We start from the raw sequence: 17,861 nt of genomic DNA on the forward strand, positions 1-17,861 counted from the left end.
GTTAACTGTTAACCGTGAGGTAATGATGTCTACACTTTCTATTTCAGGGATTTTATTGATTTCTATGGCGCTTTTTGCCGGTGCCGTCGTACCTATTCAAGCCGCCAGTAATGCTATTCTAGCCCGTCATTTAGGTCATCCATTATGGGCCAGTGCAATTTCACTATTAGTCAGTATCATTGTATTAATTCCACTGCTATTTATTTTTAAAGTTCCTAAACCAAACTTTACGCTTGAGCTATTAAGTCAACCTATCTGGATTTGGTTTGGCGGTATTGCGGGGATGCTTTATCTCACCTCAGCCTTAATATTGCTACCTAAAATTAGTAGTACGACATTTTTTGTGATGGTGATTGCGGGGCAGTTAATGATTTCGGCTTTAATTGAACAATTCGGCTGGTTTGGTATGCCTCAAAACCCCATTCCTGTTGGCAAAATTTTGGGCATTGCCTTTGTCATCGTAGGTGTTTTATTTGTCCAATTTTCACGCAAATAATTATTCACAAAATATAAAATGCATCACTTAACAATGATGCATTTTATAAACTAAGATCTATTATTGAATCTGGCGAAGAGATAGGCTGTAAATATATTTATAATATTCAGATTGGTCAGGATAAACCAACTGAATTTGCAGTGGAAGATCAACTCCAGGGTCAATAGTATGTCCAGTAGTATTGCTTAATATAACATTTCCGTCGACCTCAACCTTCGTTAACCAATTTTTCTGACTTTCATACCAATTTTCAGAAACAACTGCACCTGAAGGTAGCTGAAAACTAAGCTCCCACTTATTGACTCTGGTATTCTGTGATTTTAAAGTCAACATATAGCTATATAAGTAACCACCTTCCCCTGCCCAACTTGCTTGGAACTCCTGTAATACTTCTAATTCTCTTTCCGCTGTTACAGTAACCGTTGAAGTAATATTATTATCACCTTCATTTTCATAACCGGCTGGTGGAGTCAAACTACATACCAGATTTGTAGTACCCGTTGCTGATGAATTTGCATTCAAAGGTATATCAATAACGACTGAGTCATTCTGATATATATCAACCGGCGAATTAAATTCACCCACAGTCATAATTGCATCATTGCCTGATGTTGCACCAACAATTAAACCATTAATGGTGACACTACTTTGATTTGCTATTTTCAGCGGAACTGATTTTGTTTCTCCGGTTAATAAAACAATTTGTTTATCCAGCGTCAATTTTAATGTAATGACACCTTTAACTTCAGCATTCACATCATAGGTATTACTTCCCTGATTAATAAAACCAATTGGTGTATAAATTCGAACACTCAGAGTTGTTTCACCTGTTTTATTTCCTTTGAGAGATACAGGTATTGTTGTTATTTCGCTTCCTGGAAGATCAATAATTTCAGGATAGGAAACGACGGTAATCAGATCATTATTTTTTACGGTAACTTCTAATGTAACGCCAGGAATGGTGACGCTGCTTTTATTTTCTATATTAAGCTCAATATTATTTTCCTGACCTAATATAACATTCAGTGGGCTTTCTGAAGATATTTCTAACGTGACTAATGCAACAGGCGCAGAAACAACAGAGCGAGTTAAATCATTCCATCCCTGAGGGACCAGCGACGGAATAGATGACATTGCAGGCACATTTAATATATCACCATCAAGATTAAGGCCAGCAACCAATGAGGCTGCTTGATTCATATTATTGACTACGCAGGAAACACCATCATGTTGTCCAACATCAAATCCATATGATTCAAGTTCTTCTTGATCAAGTTGAATATCTGGTGATATTAATAAAATATCCCCAATCTCCGAATTGTTATAATCAACATTTGTATAAAGAGCCAATTTATCTGGCGGACATTTATCTATTCCTTTTTGATTCTTTAGTAATTCAACGGATTCATTTTCTAACATATTAAGCCCCATTAATTTGATGTAACAATTCAAACTCTAAATTAATTTAAATAATTTAGTTCTGATGATTAATATTTTTAACGCCATAACAATAGAATGTTATAACCAACACAAATCATAATAGGGATTAACAGATACTTTACAAGATAACGACTCTAACAATCTTTAAGCATTACATCTATTTTTTATTCGTTAATTTTTTTAAAAAAGTAAAAAATGAATAACAAGCAACTATAGAAAAAAAAATAAAAATGCCAAGTAACTTCACTACTTGGCATTTAATTTAACTCATCATTAATTTACACTTACTATTTCTTTTGTGTAAATAATGAAACTACTGTTGCAATCACAATATTTAAAATAAAGGCAGCAATACCGATATTCATAAAGTTCAGTCCATTACCTAACCATGGGAACAGCTGTGATAATGAAATGTGTTCAATATAGGTTACTGCAAGGAAAATCACGCCCGCGAGAATACCTGTAATTGCACCCATTGGGGTCATTGGATTACGTTGTTTGAAGCTCATCAATAATGCAGGAAAGAATTGAGCCACAATATTCACACCAAGCAACATAATAGCGACTAACGTATCATTACTGTGGAAAATAAAATACAAGCTAACCAGTGCAACAAAAGGCACCATATAACGTGCATAAATTCCTGACTGGCGCTTTTCTTCACTGACATTCAATGCCTTTTGCACCACACCTGCAAGCATATTGGACGTAGTTAGTAGCAACATTGAACCAGGTACGAGTGCAGTCAACATACCTGCTGCACCAATAAATCCAACTATGAGTGGCGAAAAGGTGGATTTCGAGATTTCAAATAATGATAAATCGACCATCGAGCCTTCAAGATGTGGGATCTGCAATATCGCTGCATAACCAACAAAGAAAGCAAATAACATAATTAAACTATATGCTGGAATTAAAATACTATTACGTTTTAATGATTTTTCATCTTTGGCAGTAAATACTGCGGCCATATAATGAGGCCAACAAAAATAAGCAATAACAGATAGGAATATTGTGGATATATACCAAGGTATGTTTAAACCCGTTTCAGCAAAGGTCAAATAATTCGGCATTGCTGTATCTATCGCTTTAAACATATCACCAAAGCTTCCGTAATAATGCAGTGGGATATAAATACCGATAAAAATAACCACAACCAAAATCATTAAATCTTTTAACGCAGATGTCCATGCAGAACCATGAATACCCGAAATCATTACAAATAAGGTCACAGCAATAATACCAATCCAGATTGCCATATCCGCAGGTATTGCCCCATAGGACGCTTGGGAAACGATAATCCCTAACCCTTTTAACTGTAAAACAAACAAAGGTACCATTGCTGCAATTGATATTAAACTAATGAGCAGCCCTAATCCCTGACTTTTATATTTAGCGGCAAACAAATCAGAAATCGTTCTAACATCATGATCTTTTGCAAAGCGCCAAATTCGAGGATGAACCCAATAAAGAAATATCCCCATAAACGCATTAACAGCCAAGGTATATAAAATTGCAGGCCCTTTACCATATGCCCAACCACTACCACCTAAAAAAGTAAATGTGGTATAAATTTCCCCTGCACTTAGCAAAAAAACTAATAAGGCGCCATAGCTACGGCTCCCCACAGACCACCCTTCGTGGTCCATCGTTTTGCCTTTTTTTGCTCGAATGGCTAAATAAATACTAAAAACGAAAAACGCAATAATGACAATAAGCGCAGAACTCATGGCGTTTCCTTAGTTGTTTTGTTATCTAATATATTGATTAGCAACATGATAAATACAGTGATAACAACCCATGTTACAATCCAAAACATAAGGAACGGAAGCCCCATAACAAAAGGTTCAACCCGATTGGCGTAATAAATACCTAGCGTTAATGCCAAGATCGGGAAAATAACTAAATAGTGATACCATTTCATAGAAAAATTCCTTCTTCAACTCACCCGAGAGAGACTAATTCGCGAGGTAAATGACTTAACATTTCCACACCATTTTCAGTAATAAGTAGCATGTCTTCAATCATTATGCCACCTACACCAATACCGTAATAAGGTGTTTCAAGGCTCATCACCATGCCAGCGCGAAACACTTCCGTTGTCGCAGCGCTGACAAATGGCGCTTCTTCTAAACCAACAAAAACACCATCACCATGCCCCAAATGCCCCCGATTATAATGAGGAAGCCCTGAGCAGCGAATTAATGCCATCGTTTCATTGAATACGTCGCTTAATAGCACACCGGGCGCGATACGATTTAGCATATATTGATGACCTTTCAATATAGTTTGATATATTTGACTGACTTTTTCATTCGGCTTCCCAACAACAAAAGTACGTGCAATATCAGCACCATAACCGGCAACATCAACACCACAATCAAATTTAACTAAATCACCTTCTTTTGCAGGCACATCATCAGGTAATAATTTTGGTGAAAAATCGCTTCCGACCGAAATTAAGTGAAAACGACTATAATTTGTATCTGGGTATTCCATCACTTTAGCTTTAAATGCAGCCGTTAGTTGTGCGGAAGTACAACCCACTTTAATTAATTTACTCGCCGCTTCAATGCCTGCCTCAGTAATTTGTGCACTTTTTCTGAGGTGATTAATTTCCCACTCACTTTTAATCATACGTAATTCATTAAATAGCGGAGATGAATCAACAAGGTTTAAACTTGGTATTATCTTATCTAACCAAATCTTACCTGTATGTGTGATTTGCCCTAGCTCAATCGCAACAGGCTTCCCATATACGCCAGCGTCAGTTAACGCATCTTTTAGTAACGTAAAAACCGTTTCGATAGGACTGTTAATCGGTCTTGCTTTCACAACCTTGCCATTATCTGGATTAAAAGGATCATCAACATCGACCCAAATTGGAAACGTTTTAATATGTGCATTTGGCATTTGAAGCTGCAAGCTTGATGCTTCAAATTCATTCATAATCACAAGCGATTTAATCGCTGGATCACGAAAAATAACCGCAATAGCCGAGCCAGTTTGTCTAAAAGTATACATAAAGAAACTTGCGAAACCGGTTAAGTGATAAAAATTATCCCCCACGGTAGCGATCAAAGCTTCTATTCCATCGCGGTTCATTATTTCACGCGCTTTATAAGTGACACTTTCGAGGTGTTGTTGTTTTAACAAAAGATCTGCTTTATGAATTATCATTTTTATTCTCTTAGCCAGTAGTTTTATTCATACATCAAGCAATTACAAAACGTGACGCACAGGCGGATTATATCCTGAGTTGAAATAAATACATTGAATAACCTGCAAGCTAGATATAACCAATAGTTATATATTAGTCAAAGAACTGACATCTTAGAGAGTTGAAATTACGCTAAAAAAGCAAAAGGGCTAAATATATTAGCCCTTGAGAGATTTAATACTATTTGATTATGAGTTTTCAGCACAACTAATGGCTTTCTCAAACTCATTATTTCGTGTTAACCATAATGAAAGCGCTTTTAACGAGTCGGGGGTAAACTCATCACAACGTGCGCTGATCTCTTGTGGTGTTAACCAACTGACTTCAGCAACTTCAGTTTCTTGAAGCGCAAATGGGCCATGACTAACACAACTAAATAGCCCGCCCCAAACACGACAATTTTCATCTTCAAAATAAAAATGTCCATGCTCTGCAAAAGGAACGGCAGCAATACCGAGCTCTTCCTCTGCTTCACGTTTCGCAGAATCGAGTATGTTCTCACCTTGAGTCACCACTCCCCCTGCTGTTGCATCTAATAGGCCAGGGTGAAAATCTTTGATATCAGTTCGTTTTTGAATCAAAATTTTACCCGCACCATCATGAACCACGATATAAGTGGCACGATGACGCAAATTTTCGGCTCGCATCTGGCTGCGTGTCGCTTGAGCGATAACCATATTGTCATCATCGACAATATCAACCCACTCAACTAACTCGGTCTGTTGTTCCATCCTGAAAACCTTTTTTTAAGCCTGTAATACAGCTTTATGCCATAAATAGATTGCCCTAATAATTTAGGCAAATAATTTGATACAAGTTATGCTTTTCATCAGTCTGATGCAAGTGATCCTAACCAAATTTGTGTTTTGTTTCTATCACAATAAGGAGACTTTATTGTCTTAGAATAGTCGTCCAGATAACTTTTTGAAAGACTTTATCTTAAAGTCCACAAATCAATATCGCAGGTGCTATAGTTAGCAAATGGAAGTGACATAAATTCTCACAAATTTAAATTTAGACTCTTGCGCTGCGGCTAGTAGTATGACAGGTATAAAGGAGCCAAAAAATGAAAATATTAATTACTGGTGGCACAGGCCTAATTGGCACTCAACTTGTCCAAGAGCTCGTCTCTCGCTCGCATAAGATAACCGTCCTGAGCCGCTCTCCGCAGAAAGTTTATAGTCTTTTTTGTAAAGCAGTTGAATGCTGGACCTCCCTTGGTGATAAAAAAAACTTAAATGATTTTGATGCTATCATCAATCTAGCGGGGGAACCCATCGCTGAAAAACGTTGGACTGATGAACAAAAAAAAATACTCTGCGATAGCCGTTGGAAAATTACGCAGCAGCTAACCGAACTTATCAATGCAAGTGAAACACCTCCAGCAGTATTCCTATCAGGTTCTGCCGTGGGTTATTATGGTGATCAAGGCCAATCTGTTATTACTGAGTTTGACCAACCCCATGACGAGTTTACCCATCAACTTGCTCAGCATTGGGAAGCGCTTGCACAAAATGCACAATCCTCTGCAACGAGAGTCTGCTTAATGCGCACTGGACTTGTTTTATCGCCAAAAGGTGGCGTATTAGAAAAAGTGCTACCTATCTTTAAAATGGCTGCGGGTGGTCCTATCGGTCACGGAAAACAATTCATGCCATGGATACATATCGACGATATGGTCAGAGCAATTTGTTTTTTACTCGATACCCCTGAACTTTCTGGACCATTTAATATGACAGCGCCTTACCCTGTGCATAATGACCAGTTTGCCGCTATTTTAGGAGATATCATCAACAGACCTGCGTTTGTCCGCACCCCTGCTTTTGTTATTAAAACCATGCTAGGGGAATCTGCCGCTTTAGTATTAGGCGGACAGCAAGCTATTCCGAAACGATTAGAAGACGCTGGGTTTGAATTCAAATTTGTCGAATTGAAAGAAGCACTAACTGACTTGTTAGTGAAAGATGATACTTAGCCAAACGAATATGAGCCTATTTATCCCCTGTCCAACGGGTAAATAGGTCGTTTTCTAGCTCGATATCAAACTGATCAAGCACTCTATTGATAGTTTGATCCACGATATCTTGAATCGTTGCAGGTTGATGATAAAAAGCAGGCATGGGTGGCATAATAACAGCGCCCATTTCTGCCGCTTGCACCAATAAACGCAAATGGCCTAAATGTAGTGGTGTTTCTCTTATGCCTAATACTAATTTCTTACCTTCTTTTAGCACTACATCTGCCGCTCTGGTCACCAACGTATCAGTATAACTATGCACAATGCCAGAAAGGGTTTTCATGGTGCATGGCATTATTACCATGCCAGCGGTACGAAATGAACCTGAGGAGATAGCGGCTGCAATATCACGACTATCATAGACATGGTCAGCTAGCTGATGTACATCTTTAACGCTATATTGAGTTTCTAACGCTAATGTCTGGCGAGCCGCCGCACTTATCACCAAATGAGTTTCTACATTTTGTACAGGTTTTAATACTTCTAGCAATCTAATGCCATAAATCGCACCACTTGCCCCAGTTAACCCAATGATAAGTTTCTTCATACAGCTTTTCCATTTAATCAAAGTCATCGGTAATAATAGTAGCAATTATTACAAAGAATAGCCCTTAAATATATAAATCATGATCCTAACGATTCGTTAGCCTGCAAAGAGACATTAATCATAATTAATAACATCAATAGATACAAAAGTACCCGCAATTAAGGCGGGCACTTAAATTAAATAATAAGGAAATGTATAAAACTTAGCCTTCGTTATAGATTTCTAAATCTTCAACTTCATTCTTATCTTTAAGCTTTAACTCATCATCTCTACGTAGATTTTCAAGGTAATCTAAATAGCTTTGATCAATATCTTTAGTGACATAAATACCATCAAAAACAGAACACTCAAATTCATTAATTTCAGGATTTTCTTCGCGAACCGCATCAACTAAATCGGTTAAATCTTGGAAAATAAGTGCATCTGCACCAATCAATTTGCGAATTTCATCTACTTCCCGACCATGAGCAATCAATTCATTGGCATTTGGCATATCGATACCATAGACGTTTGGAAAACGCACTTCTGGCGCTGCTGACGCAAAATAAACATTTTTTGCCCCAGCCTCACGAGCGAGTTCAACAATTTGCTCAGACGTGGTACCTCGAACAATAGAATCATCGATTAACAACACGTTTTTATCGCGAAATTCGGCACGGTTTGCATTGAGTTTACGGCGGACAGATTTACGACGCTCCTGCTGACCAGGCATAATAAAAGTACGTCCAACATACCGATTTTTCACAAAACCTTGTCGATATGGCTTATCCAAGATATGCGCAATTTCTAATGCAATATCGCAGGATGTTTCTGGAATAGGGATCACCACATCAATATGTAAATCATCCCATTCACGCGCAATTTTAGCGCCCAGTTTTTGTCCCATACGCAATCTTGCGTTATATACCGATATTTTATCGATAAATGAATCTTGGCGCGCAAAGTATACGTACTCAAAGATACACGGCGTCAATTGAGGGTTATCAGAACATTGGCGTGTAAATAACTGACCTTTTTCTGTTACATACACCGCCTCACCTGGTGCCACATCACGCAAAAATTCAAATCCTAGCGTATCAAGCGCAACACTTTCAGAAGCAACCATGTATTCATGCGCACCGTTTTCAAGAATACGGCGACCTAATACAAGAGGGCGAATCCCATGAGGGTCACGGAATGCCAACATGCCATGGCCAATAATCAATGCAACGCAGGCGTAAGCACCACGTAATTTTTTATGCATCGCAGAAACGGCACTAAAAACATTATCTGGTTCAAGAGGAAAATGATCGAAACGGTCTAATTCATACGCCAACACATTCAATAAAATCTCAGAATCTGAAGTCGTATTCACATGGCGGCGCGCTGTCTCAAATAAACTCCGCATGAGTTCGTGAGCGTTTGTCAGATTACCATTATGAGCAAGTGTGATTCCAAAAGGAGAGTTTACGTAGAAAGGTTGAGCTTCAGATGCGCTAGAGCTGCCAGCCGTTGGATAACGAACATGTCCCAGCCCCATACAACCTTGCAATCTGAGCATATGGCGAGTTTCAAAAACATCTTTAACTAAACCATTCGCTTTACGTAAACGAATATTGTTATTGCCATCGATAGTAGCAATACCTGCTGCATCTTGCCCACGGTGCTGTAGCACCGTCAATGCATCATAAATTGATTGGTTTACCGGTGTAACACCGGCGATCCCGACAATACCGCACATTAGTCTTTCCTCATCAGCCAGACGGAGAAATATTCTCCGGTAGGAAACTTGACGCATTTTGCAGGTAGTCAAAAAACCACCTGATTATATGACTGAACTGCGGAATAAGTTCTGAACGTTGCCAGTCCTCGCTTTGAGGAAGAGGCGTAAATGTATCGAGAAAGAATAGCAATGCCGATACAATTAACACACCACGCAACGCACCGAAACAGATCCCCAGAACACGATCTGTACCCGATAATCCCGTTTTTTGTACTAATGAGCTAATCACATAGTTAACGACTGCACCCACAATTAATGTGGCAATAAACAAGGCAGCAATGGCGATACCATTTCGAACTAACACATCCTCAAAGCGGGTAAAATAATCCGCCAAGTAAGGATAAAAGGTGCTAGCAACAAAAAAAGCACAGCCCCAAGTGATTAATGATAATGCCTCACGTACAAAACCGCGGATCAGGCTTACTAGTGCCGAGAAGCCAATAATGGCGATAATTGTGTAATCAATCCAGACCATATTTCATTCCATAATTCGCACTCACGACAGCAGCGGAATGCATTCTAACAGAAAACGAAAACGTTTGCGTAACCATTTTACATTCAATTAAAAAAAATTAGCGGCGAAAAGAAAAATCATAATCGCCGCAGTAAGTTACTAAATCCCTTCATATTTTAAGGATGTTTATTTTAATATTAAGGTTTAAATGTTTGAATTATCCCTTTTGTCCCTGTAATTGCGTTTAGCTCTGAAAGCGAAGCTTCTAATTTCTGTCTTGACGCTTCTGGCCCAACATAAATACGCGTTAATTTATTGTTCACCGGTTTCGCTGGGACGGTATAAACCTGATATCCAGACAATCTAAGCTTCGCAACTATCTCTTCAACCTTGGCAGCATTATTCAATGCGATTACTTGAACCACAAATGCTTTACCTTGAGGCTCATTTTTTGGTTCTGGCTTAGGCTCTGGCTCTACTTTTGGTTTCGGCTCAGGCTTTGGTTCTGGTTTAGGCTCTGGCTTCTTCGGTTTCTCTGTTTCAATCGCCGCAGGAACGTTAGCTATGCCTTGAGAAACTTGATTCGCAGCTGCGGTCTGTACACTTTGCTTTTGCTCAGTGAGCGCCTCTGAAAGCATCGCCTCCGATGCCCCTTCTGAAGAAGCAGTTGATGCGCTATGCGTAATTGGCGCAATCGCTTCAATATCTTCTTCATCACCCGGTTTAGGAATGATAGGTATGGCTGCAAATTCATTTTCATTATATTTCTTATCGCCATCAAGCAGAGCAGGAAGCACAATTACCCCCACTGCGACTAATACAACGGCACCAGCCAGACGATTTTGAAATTTACTAGCCACCAGCGCTATCCTTTTGATTTTTCTAATAACATCATAACATGGGCTACTGTATGAAATGAGCCACAAACAATAATGACATCTTGTTCTTTTGCATCGAGGTTTGCTTTTTGCCAAGCTTGTTCAATGCAGCTAAATTCATTGGCACTATCGAGGTATTGGCTTAATTGCGCTACATCCGCCCCTCTGAATTCCGTCAGTGAAGCAACATACCAATCCGTAACCTGTTGTGATAAACAATTCAATGTACCTTGAATGTCCTTATCACCTAGCATTCCAACAACAGCACGTATACGTCGCCCTTCAACCGCAGGTAATTGCGCAAGCTTAGTCACTAAATAACCGGCAGCATGAGGATTATGTGCCACATCAAGTATGATCAATGGCTTTTTACTGATAATTTGAAAACGTCCCGGTAATTGAGCTGTTCTCAAGCCTTGATGTATCGCTTTTTCTGTGATTTTCTGCGCTAAATGATGATCAATTTGCATCAAGCAACTGATAACGCCTAGCGCCGTTGCTGCATTTGCTAAAGGCACATTAGGTAAAGGAAGTTTTTGCCATTGTTGCTGCGAGCTATGCCAAGACCAATTGTCGCCCTGCTCTACATAATGCCAGTCTTTGTCTCGACGAAATAGTAAAGTACCAATCTCATCCGCAAATGCACCTATTGAGTCAGGCATGTCAGGTTCACCAACCACACCATAATGGCCTTTTCTGAAGATTCCCGCTTTCTCGTAACCGATATGTTCACGAGAGGAACCCAGCCAATCAGTGTGATCTAGTGCAATACTGGTAATCGCAGCAATATCAGCATCAACAACATTCGTTGCATCTAGGCGACCACCTAATCCAACTTCAAGGATCACAATATCTAAATTAGCTTGTTTGAACAATTGCAAAGCCGCTAACGTACCGTATTCAAAGTAAGTCAGGGAAATATTGTCTCGCTGAGACTCTATTGTTGCAAAGGCTTGACAAAAATCGGCTTCTGAAAGCTCTACCCCTTGAATACGTACACGTTCGGTATAGCGGACTAAGTGCGGAGAACTGTAAACACCCACTTTCAACCCTGCTGCCATTAAAATAGACTCAAGAGTATGACAAGTTGTGCCTTTCCCATTCGTTCCGGTAACGGTAATAACACGGGGCGCAGGTTGCGTTAAATTCATCTGACGAGCAACTTGCCCGACTCGCTCCAACCCCATATCAATATTTTGGCTATGTAAGTCGGTGAGATAAGAAAGCCAAGCCTCCAAAGGAGACTTGGCATTAGGAATGATTAAATTACGCATCATTTTTTTTAAGCTTTGCAGGATCCTTTTCTCGTTCATTGATATCGATACCTTCAATATTTTCAGTAATATCGATTTCGATTTCAGGATCTTCAATAACAATAACCGGTGGCGCACTGAAACCCGGTTTGTTGGTTAACATCGCAAGAATTTCGGCGAGTTTATCTCGCATTTCAGGACGGCGAACAATCATATCAATTGCGCCTTTTTCCAATAAAAATTCACTGCGTTGGAAGCCATGAGGTAATTTTTCACGCACAGTCTGCTCGATAACTCGCGGACCTGCGAAACCAATCAAAGCCTTAGGTTCAGCAACGTTGATATCACCTAACATAGCAAGACTAGCAGAAACACCACCCATAGTAGGGTCAGTCAAAACAGAAATGTACGGTAAACCACGTTCTTGCATTTTCGCTAATGCTGCGCTGGTTTTTGCCATCTGCATCAATGATAGTAGTGCTTCTTGCATACGCGCACCACCACTTGATGAAAAACACACTAACGGACAGTTATCTTCCAAAGCTTGTTCCACTGCACGGACAAAGCGTGCCCCGACAACCGACGCCATTGAACCGCCCATAAAAGCAAATTCAAATGCAGCGGCCACGATTGGCATCTCTTTTAGAGTCCCTTTCATGACAATGATAGCGTCTTTTTCACCTGTAGCTTTTTGCGCAGCTGAAATTCTATCTTTGTATTTTTTTGAATCACGGAACTTGAGAATATCTTTTGGCTCAAGTTCGCTACCTAATTCTGTTGTTGAGTTTTCATCAAGAAAGGTTTCAAGACGTTGACGTGCATGAATGCGCATGTGATGGTCGCATTTTGGACACACCGACAAATTACGCTCAAGCTCAGCACCGTAGAGCACTTGCCCGCAGCTGTCACATTTAGTCCAAACGCCCTCAGGGATATTCGCTTTATGCGATTGGGTTACGTTACCTTTCTTTAAAATCTTTTCAATCCAGCTCATTAATGGACCTTTTTGTCTGCTTGATCTCTGGCTAACACCAGTATGTAATTTTTTGCCATTAAACCACAATGATATCTCACTGTAGATAAAAACTTTTTAAACCTGCTAACGGTTATTCATTTTTTGTGCAGCTGCACGCTTTTCTTTTGCAGCAATACGGCGATGTCGAATTATTTCAATCACGCCCGGTAAAATTGAAATAAAGATAATCGCAACTATCAGTAATTTCAAATTTTGTTGCACTATCGGTAAATCACCAAATAAGTAACCCGCATAGGTAAATAGTAACACCCATATTAACGCACCGGTCACATTATAAAAGGCAAAATGACGATAAGACATTTTTCCCATTCCTGCAACGAATGGTGCAAAAGTTCTTACAATTGGAACAAATCGTGCAAGGATAATCGCTTTTCCACCATGCTTTTCATAAAACGCGTGGGTTTTATCTAAATAAACACGACGGAAAATTTTCGAATCTGGATTTTTAAACAGCTTTTCACCGAAAATACGGCCTATAGTATAGTTTACTGCATCTCCAACAATCGCAGCGACTATCATTAAACCAACCATTAAATGAACATTTAAATCATTACTATCTAATGCAGCAATCGCACCCGCCACAAATAATAACGAGTCTCCCGGCAAGAATGGCGTAACAACAAGTCCTGTTTCACAAAATAGAATAAGGAATAAAATGCCGTAAACCCAATTACCATACGTTGCGACTAATTCTGCAAGATGAACATCGATGTGCAAAATAAAATCGATAATAAAACTGATAAACTCCATAAAAATCCTCATTATGAATAGCATCCATGCTATTTCCCATCGTCGTTTAAACCCGGGTAATAAGCATTATCGCTTGCCATTACCTTATGTTACTAACAACTTTAGGGTTAAATTAAATAAGATTTACATCAGCTCATCGGCAAGAAAAAGAGGACCCATTACATTCATAGGTAACTCATATTTCTCTGGATAATCAACCTTAATTAAATATAAGCCTTCGGCTTTGGCTGTCGCTGCTGCTTTGGTTCTATCTTTTAACTCAAGAAGATGGCTCATCCAACTAATATCCTGATTTCCACAACCTATCTCGAGCAAACTACCTACAATATTTCTGACCATATGATGCACAAATGCATTTGCTTTGATATCGACCACAACATAATGGCCATGACGACTCACATTCACATGCATCACATTACGCCAAGGTGTTTTTGACTGACACTGAACCGCTCTAAATGAGGTAAAATCATGTTCCCCCAAAAGTGCCTGTGCAGCCTCATGCATTCTTTTCTCATCAATTGGGTAATGAATGTGCGTTACACCATTTGATAATATTGCAGGTCGATAGCGGTGATTAAAAATCACATAACGATATCGGCGTGCCGTGGCACTAAAGCGCGCGTGAAAATCGCTCTCGACCGGTTTACACCAACGCACTGCAATATCAGCAGGCATATGGGTATTCGTTCCCATAGTCCAAGCAACTTCTTTACGAAAGACGGATGTTTCAAAGTGAACAACCTGTCCCGTCGCATGTACCCCCGTGTCGGTACGCCCCGCACATTGTACCGTAATAGGCTTTGCCGCAATTTTTGACAACGCCTCTTCAAGGCAACCTTGCACACTTTTAACATCTAGCTGGCGCTGCCAGCCACAATAACGACTACCGTTGTATTCAATCCCTAATGCAATACGAAACAATTCTGTTGGTTCTGACATCAGTAAAACAGCTCCTGAGCCAGTTTTTCCGCAGTTTCGATTGCCATTAGCGCGCCACCGAAACGGACATTATCCGCAACTGACCAAAACTGTAAGATTTCAGGAATTCCATAATCATTACGTAGACAACCAATACTGAGTTGGTCATTACCCGAAGCATCTGTAACTTGAGTTGGATAATCACCCTCTTCTGAGACCTGAATATCAGCAAAACGTTCAAGTTCATCACGCGCTTCTTCCGCACCCATCGGCCTCAATGACTCTAAATAAACCACTTGGGCATTACCATAAAATACCGGAGACTGCACAAAGCTGACAGCAACGGGTAAGCCGTCATCTTGTAAAATTTTACGCACCTGCTCAACAAGGCGGCGCTCTTGCACGACAGTACCTTCCATATCACCTAATAATGGCAACATATTAAATGCTAATTGCTTACTAAAACGCCCTTCTTCAGGCGGAATACCATTTAGTAAACGCGCGCTTTGCCCTGCAAGTTCATCAACCGCCGCTTTACCATGTGCAGAAACCGATAACATATTCGTTAAAGTAATACGGCCGATCCCTGCGGCATCAATCAACGGCTTTATCGCGGTTAATAACTGGCTAACGTAGCTATCTGCTAACGAAATAATATTTCGATTTCGATAATCAGCTAAAACATGCGCATTAACACTTGGCACAACTAAAGGAACGTCAGGATCTTGAGCAAAAACGCCACTGTTATCAATAACAATACAACCCTCTTGTGCCGCCTGCTCTGCATATTGCAAACTTGCGGTTTCTCCCGCCGCAAAAAAAGCAATTTGAGCTTGAGACCAATCAAAATTGGCAGCATCTTCGACTGGGTAGCTTTTACCGTTAAAACGAATAACTTCACCTGCACTTCGTTCACTTGCTAATAAATACAGCTCGCCAACAGGAAACTCTCTTTCTTGCAGCAGAGTAATAATGGCTTCACCGACTGCGCCAGTTGCCCCTAATAACGCAATATTCCAACCTTCAGTCATGGTCGTTCCTCTAAAAATAAAAACCAAATGCTATTATTCAACTAATTGTGCAGTAAATCCTAATGCATTCAGTTGAATGGCAGTTTGTGCATCATCACACAAAATTTCAAGAGATGACCATTCGCGGCGCTCTTGATAATGTTTGCGTAACTTGTCAAATTCACCGGCTATCGCTGCGACATCTCTCAGTGCAGCAGCATCACGGCGCACATCATACACTAGATGCACTAATCTTTTGAGTTGACCTTGCGTTAATTTACCATTAAATGTAATTGAACTGATATCGGGTTTTGGCAACAGTGAAGATAGCGACACTTCACAGGGTTTACCCAAGAATTTACAGTAGGCTTCATAGACTTGAGTTGTTCCCCGAGCCTTACCTTCCAAGGTATAACCCGCAATATGAGGCGTACCAATATCAACCCAATCTAATAATTCAGTGTCTAAATTTGGTTCAGGCTCCCAAACATCTAAAATGACACTGAGTTGTTGTCCTAGTTTAAGCTGTTGTAATAACGCTTGATTGTCCACCACTTCGCCGCGACTCGCATTAATTAAAATCGTACCAGCACGCAAATTAGATAACCGCGGTTCATCCATTAAATGGAAAGTTTTATATTCACCAGAAATATTTAGTGGCGTATGAAAAGTGAGAACATCCGCTTGCTCAAGCAAAACATCTAATGACACAAAGTTTTCATCGTCACCATTAGCGGCTCGAGGAGGATCGCATAATAGCGTTTTAACCCCCCAAGCGGATAGACGATGATGCAAACGCCCACCGACATTGCCGACACCAACAATACCAACAGTTTTATCTCGTAAATCAAAATTATCGCGCTCGGCAAGCAACAATAAAGAAGAGAAAACATATTCGACTACTGCGATAGCGTTACAACCTGGGGCAGAAGAAAATGCAATATTGGCCTCAGATAGCCATTCAGTATCAACATGATCAAAACCTGCGGTTGCCGTCCCTACAAATTTAACCGGCGTGTTATTCAGCAGTGAGCTATTGACCTTGGTAATCGATCGCACCATTAAGGCATCCGCATCAATAAGTTCTTTCTCTGGAACTGGACGCCCTGGTACTGCTTTCACTTCCCCTAGCTCACTAAATAGCTGTTGAGCATATGGCATGTTTTCATCAACTAGAATTTTCACTTAATTTGTCCCAATAGATTGACGTATCTGTTGTTCGAGATATAACAAGGGCCTATATTTTGCCACGTTCCCATAAAAGCCACTACTCTAGATTACCTTGCACGATAAACTCTTTTAAACGAAAACGGTCAGGCGTCACACCTGATATCTGCTGGAACATAGCAATAAAAGCAGATGCAGAGCTGTAGCCGACATCAAGAGCGACTTCATAGACACTTTTTCCTTTTTCCAATGCGGCTACTGCATGTAAATAACGTAAACGTTGCCGCCACTCACTAAAAGACATCCCCAATTCTTGCTGGCAACGCCTTGATAGCGTTCGCTCTGAGGTATAATAGCGCTTCGCCCATTCCGCCAATGTTGTATTATCGGCAGGTTCTTTTTGTAATTCTTGTAATATCGGTGCTAGAAAACGGTCTTTAGTGGTCGGTAAATAGGTATCTTGGCAAGGCAAAACAGCGAATTGGTCAATTAATACCTCAGCCAATCTCGTATCTTGTTCTGTCTCGGGTAGTGAAACACCGCGTAAAAACATATCGGTCATAATGGAATGGAAAATTGCACTTAACTTTACCACGCAAGCACGCTGCGCAAATTTATCATTATATTTTTGTGAAAAATCAATAATCCGAAATTTAACACTTTGCTTGCTAAAACTGGCATGTTGAGTATTGGCAGGTATCCAAATACAAAATTCAGGCGGCGCTAGATAATGTTTGCCCTCAACCTCCATTTCCATAATACCGCAGACAACATAAAGCAACTGCCCAAATACATGTGCATGGGATTTGTACTCTGTCTGGGTATTAATTTGCTCATGACGTAATGCAATAAATGTGGGTTCAATAATATTGCATTCATTCACTAACCAAGTGTCAGATTTTGAATTTCGCAT

18 protein-coding genes are annotated in these 17,861 nt (G+C 40.0%); 2 read left to right on the plus strand and 16 right to left on the minus strand.

Annotated features, from left to right (window positions below; all coding sequences use genetic code 11):
• Positions 1–25 precede the first annotated feature (25 nt).
• Positions 26–496, plus strand: coding sequence for a DMT family transporter (locus AAZR93_RS05400; RefSeq protein ID WP_434719172.1), 471 nt, complete (start codon positions 26–28; stop codon positions 494–496).
• A 60-nt stretch (positions 497–556) separates the two neighbouring features.
• Here AAZR93_RS05400 and AAZR93_RS05405 read toward each other — a convergent pair whose 3' ends face one another.
• The 5 genes from AAZR93_RS05405 to yfcD all read right to left on the minus strand — a co-directional run bounded on the left by AAZR93_RS05405 (position 557) and on the right by yfcD (position 5,887).
• Positions 557–1,915 carry a hypothetical protein gene (locus AAZR93_RS05405; RefSeq protein WP_434719173.1) on the minus strand — a complete coding sequence of 453 codons (1,359 nt, stop codon included), beginning with the start codon at positions 1,913–1,915 and terminating at the stop codon, positions 557–559.
• A 308-nt stretch (positions 1,916–2,223) separates the two neighbouring features.
• Positions 2,224–3,666: a sodium:solute symporter family protein gene (locus AAZR93_RS05410; RefSeq protein ID WP_294107984.1), complete on the minus strand. Its 1,443-nt coding sequence runs from the start codon at positions 3,664–3,666 to the stop codon at positions 2,224–2,226.
• On the minus strand, positions 3,663–3,860 hold the full coding sequence (locus AAZR93_RS05415) for a DUF3311 domain-containing protein (RefSeq protein ID WP_336430862.1): 198 nt from the start codon (positions 3,858–3,860) through the stop codon (positions 3,663–3,665). Before AAZR93_RS05415 ends, AAZR93_RS05410 begins: the two co-directional genes overlap by 4 nt.
• A gap of 20 nt (positions 3,861–3,880) precedes the next feature.
• Positions 3,881–5,116 carry a M24 family metallopeptidase gene (locus tag AAZR93_RS05420; protein ID WP_434719174.1) on the minus strand — a complete coding sequence of 412 codons (1,236 nt, stop codon included), beginning with the start codon at positions 5,114–5,116 and terminating at the stop codon, positions 3,881–3,883.
• A gap of 228 nt (positions 5,117–5,344) precedes the next feature.
• Positions 5,345–5,887, minus strand: a complete 543-nt coding sequence (yfcD, locus tag AAZR93_RS05425) for an NUDIX hydrolase YfcD (protein WP_294107981.1) — start codon at positions 5,885–5,887, stop codon at positions 5,345–5,347.
• 335 nt (positions 5,888–6,222) lie between these two features.
• On the opposite strand from yfcD, the gene AAZR93_RS05430 reads away from it, so the two are divergent.
• A complete protein-coding gene (locus AAZR93_RS05430; RefSeq protein ID WP_434719175.1) occupies positions 6,223–7,131 on the plus strand; it encodes a TIGR01777 family oxidoreductase in 909 nt (302 codons plus the stop codon).
• A 16-nt stretch (positions 7,132–7,147) separates the two neighbouring features.
• On the opposite strand, the gene AAZR93_RS05435 is transcribed toward AAZR93_RS05430, so the two are convergent.
• The 11 genes from AAZR93_RS05435 to AAZR93_RS05485 form a co-directional block, all read right to left on the minus strand.
• Positions 7,148–7,720 (minus strand): UbiX family flavin prenyltransferase, encoded by a 573-nt coding sequence (locus tag AAZR93_RS05435; RefSeq protein ID WP_294107976.1) that lies wholly within the window; start codon positions 7,718–7,720, stop codon positions 7,148–7,150.
• A 202-nt stretch (positions 7,721–7,922) separates the two neighbouring features.
• The gene (gene purF / locus AAZR93_RS05440) at positions 7,923–9,440 is read right to left on the minus strand and encodes an amidophosphoribosyltransferase (RefSeq protein WP_294107974.1); all 1,518 of its coding nucleotides are present in this window, start codon (positions 9,438–9,440) and stop codon (positions 7,923–7,925) included.
• A 13-nt stretch (positions 9,441–9,453) separates the two neighbouring features.
• A complete protein-coding gene (cvpA, locus tag AAZR93_RS05445; RefSeq protein WP_336430861.1) occupies positions 9,454–9,957 on the minus strand; it encodes a colicin V production protein in 504 nt (167 codons plus the stop codon).
• A gap of 176 nt (positions 9,958–10,133) precedes the next feature.
• A complete protein-coding gene (gene dedD / locus AAZR93_RS05450) occupies positions 10,134–10,796 on the minus strand; it encodes a cell division protein DedD (RefSeq protein WP_434719176.1) in 663 nt (220 codons plus the stop codon).
• A 5-nt stretch (positions 10,797–10,801) separates the two neighbouring features.
• Positions 10,802–12,091 carry a bifunctional tetrahydrofolate synthase/dihydrofolate synthase gene (gene folC / locus AAZR93_RS05455; RefSeq protein WP_434719641.1) on the minus strand — a complete coding sequence of 430 codons (1,290 nt, stop codon included), beginning with the start codon at positions 12,089–12,091 and terminating at the stop codon, positions 10,802–10,804.
• Positions 12,081–13,061, minus strand: coding sequence for an acetyl-CoA carboxylase, carboxyltransferase subunit beta (accD, locus tag AAZR93_RS05460; protein WP_434719177.1), 981 nt, complete (start codon positions 13,059–13,061; stop codon positions 12,081–12,083). Before accD ends, folC begins: the two co-directional genes overlap by 11 nt.
• A gap of 105 nt (positions 13,062–13,166) precedes the next feature.
• A complete protein-coding gene (locus tag AAZR93_RS05465; RefSeq protein ID WP_294107968.1) occupies positions 13,167–13,853 on the minus strand; it encodes a DedA family protein in 687 nt (228 codons plus the stop codon).
• Between the two features lie 123 nt (positions 13,854–13,976).
• On the minus strand, positions 13,977–14,792 hold the full coding sequence (truA, locus tag AAZR93_RS05470; RefSeq protein WP_434719178.1) for a tRNA pseudouridine(38-40) synthase TruA: 816 nt from the start codon (positions 14,790–14,792) through the stop codon (positions 13,977–13,979).
• Positions 14,792–15,802: an aspartate-semialdehyde dehydrogenase gene (locus AAZR93_RS05475; protein ID WP_434719179.1), complete on the minus strand. Its 1,011-nt coding sequence runs from the start codon at positions 15,800–15,802 to the stop codon at positions 14,792–14,794. The genes truA and AAZR93_RS05475 overlap by 1 nt, the downstream gene beginning before the upstream one ends.
• Before the next feature lie 33 nt (positions 15,803–15,835).
• On the minus strand, positions 15,836–16,966 hold the full coding sequence (gene pdxB / locus AAZR93_RS05480) for a 4-phosphoerythronate dehydrogenase PdxB (RefSeq protein ID WP_434719180.1): 1,131 nt from the start codon (positions 16,964–16,966) through the stop codon (positions 15,836–15,838).
• Positions 16,967–17,048: 82 nt separating this feature from the next.
• Positions 17,049–17,861, minus strand: a complete 813-nt coding sequence (locus AAZR93_RS05485) for an AraC family transcriptional regulator (RefSeq protein WP_434719181.1) — start codon at positions 17,859–17,861, stop codon at positions 17,049–17,051.

Source organism: Providencia sp. Je.9.19, assembly GCF_051129765.1.
Taxonomy (GTDB): domain Bacteria; phylum Pseudomonadota; class Gammaproteobacteria; order Enterobacterales; family Enterobacteriaceae; genus Providencia.

Bases quoted from the DNA above. Each gene is read 5' to 3' on its own strand.
- AAZR93_RS05405 (WP_434719173.1), bottom strand. From the start codon at position 1,915: ATGTTAGAAAATGAATCCGTTGAATTACTAAAGAATCAAAAAGGAATA.
- AAZR93_RS05485 (WP_434719181.1), bottom strand. From the start codon at position 17,861: ATGCGAAATTCAAAATCTGACACTTGGTTAGTGAATGAATGCAATATT.
- AAZR93_RS05415 (WP_336430862.1), bottom strand. From the start codon at position 3,860: ATGAAATGGTATCACTATTTAGTTATTTTCCCGATCTTGGCATTAACG.
- AAZR93_RS05465 (WP_294107968.1), bottom strand. From the start codon at position 13,853: ATGGAGTTTATCAGTTTTATTATCGATTTTATTTTGCACATCGATGTT.
- yfcD (WP_294107981.1), bottom strand. From the start codon at position 5,887: ATGGAACAACAGACCGAGTTAGTTGAGTGGGTTGATATTGTCGATGAT.
- AAZR93_RS05435 (WP_294107976.1), bottom strand. From the start codon at position 7,720: ATGAAGAAACTTATCATTGGGTTAACTGGGGCAAGTGGTGCGATTTAT.
- AAZR93_RS05475 (WP_434719179.1), bottom strand. From the start codon at position 15,802: ATGACTGAAGGTTGGAATATTGCGTTATTAGGGGCAACTGGCGCAGTC.
- folC (WP_434719641.1), bottom strand. From the start codon at position 12,091: ATGATGCGTAATTTAATCATTCCTAATGCCAAGTCTCCTTTGGAGGCT.
- AAZR93_RS05400 (WP_434719172.1), top strand. From the start codon at position 26: ATGTCTACACTTTCTATTTCAGGGATTTTATTGATTTCTATGGCGCTT.
- cvpA (WP_336430861.1), bottom strand. From the start codon at position 9,957: ATGGTCTGGATTGATTACACAATTATCGCCATTATTGGCTTCTCGGCA.
- AAZR93_RS05410 (WP_294107984.1), bottom strand. From the start codon at position 3,666: ATGAGTTCTGCGCTTATTGTCATTATTGCGTTTTTCGTTTTTAGTATT.
- accD (WP_434719177.1), bottom strand. From the start codon at position 13,061: ATGAGCTGGATTGAAAAGATTTTAAAGAAAGGTAACGTAACCCAATCG.
- purF (WP_294107974.1), bottom strand. From the start codon at position 9,440: ATGTGCGGTATTGTCGGGATCGCCGGTGTTACACCGGTAAACCAATCA.
- AAZR93_RS05430 (WP_434719175.1), top strand. From the start codon at position 6,223: ATGAAAATATTAATTACTGGTGGCACAGGCCTAATTGGCACTCAACTT.
- truA (WP_434719178.1), bottom strand. From the start codon at position 14,792: ATGTCAGAACCAACAGAATTGTTTCGTATTGCATTAGGGATTGAATAC.
- AAZR93_RS05420 (WP_434719174.1), bottom strand. From the start codon at position 5,116: ATGATAATTCATAAAGCAGATCTTTTGTTAAAACAACAACACCTCGAA.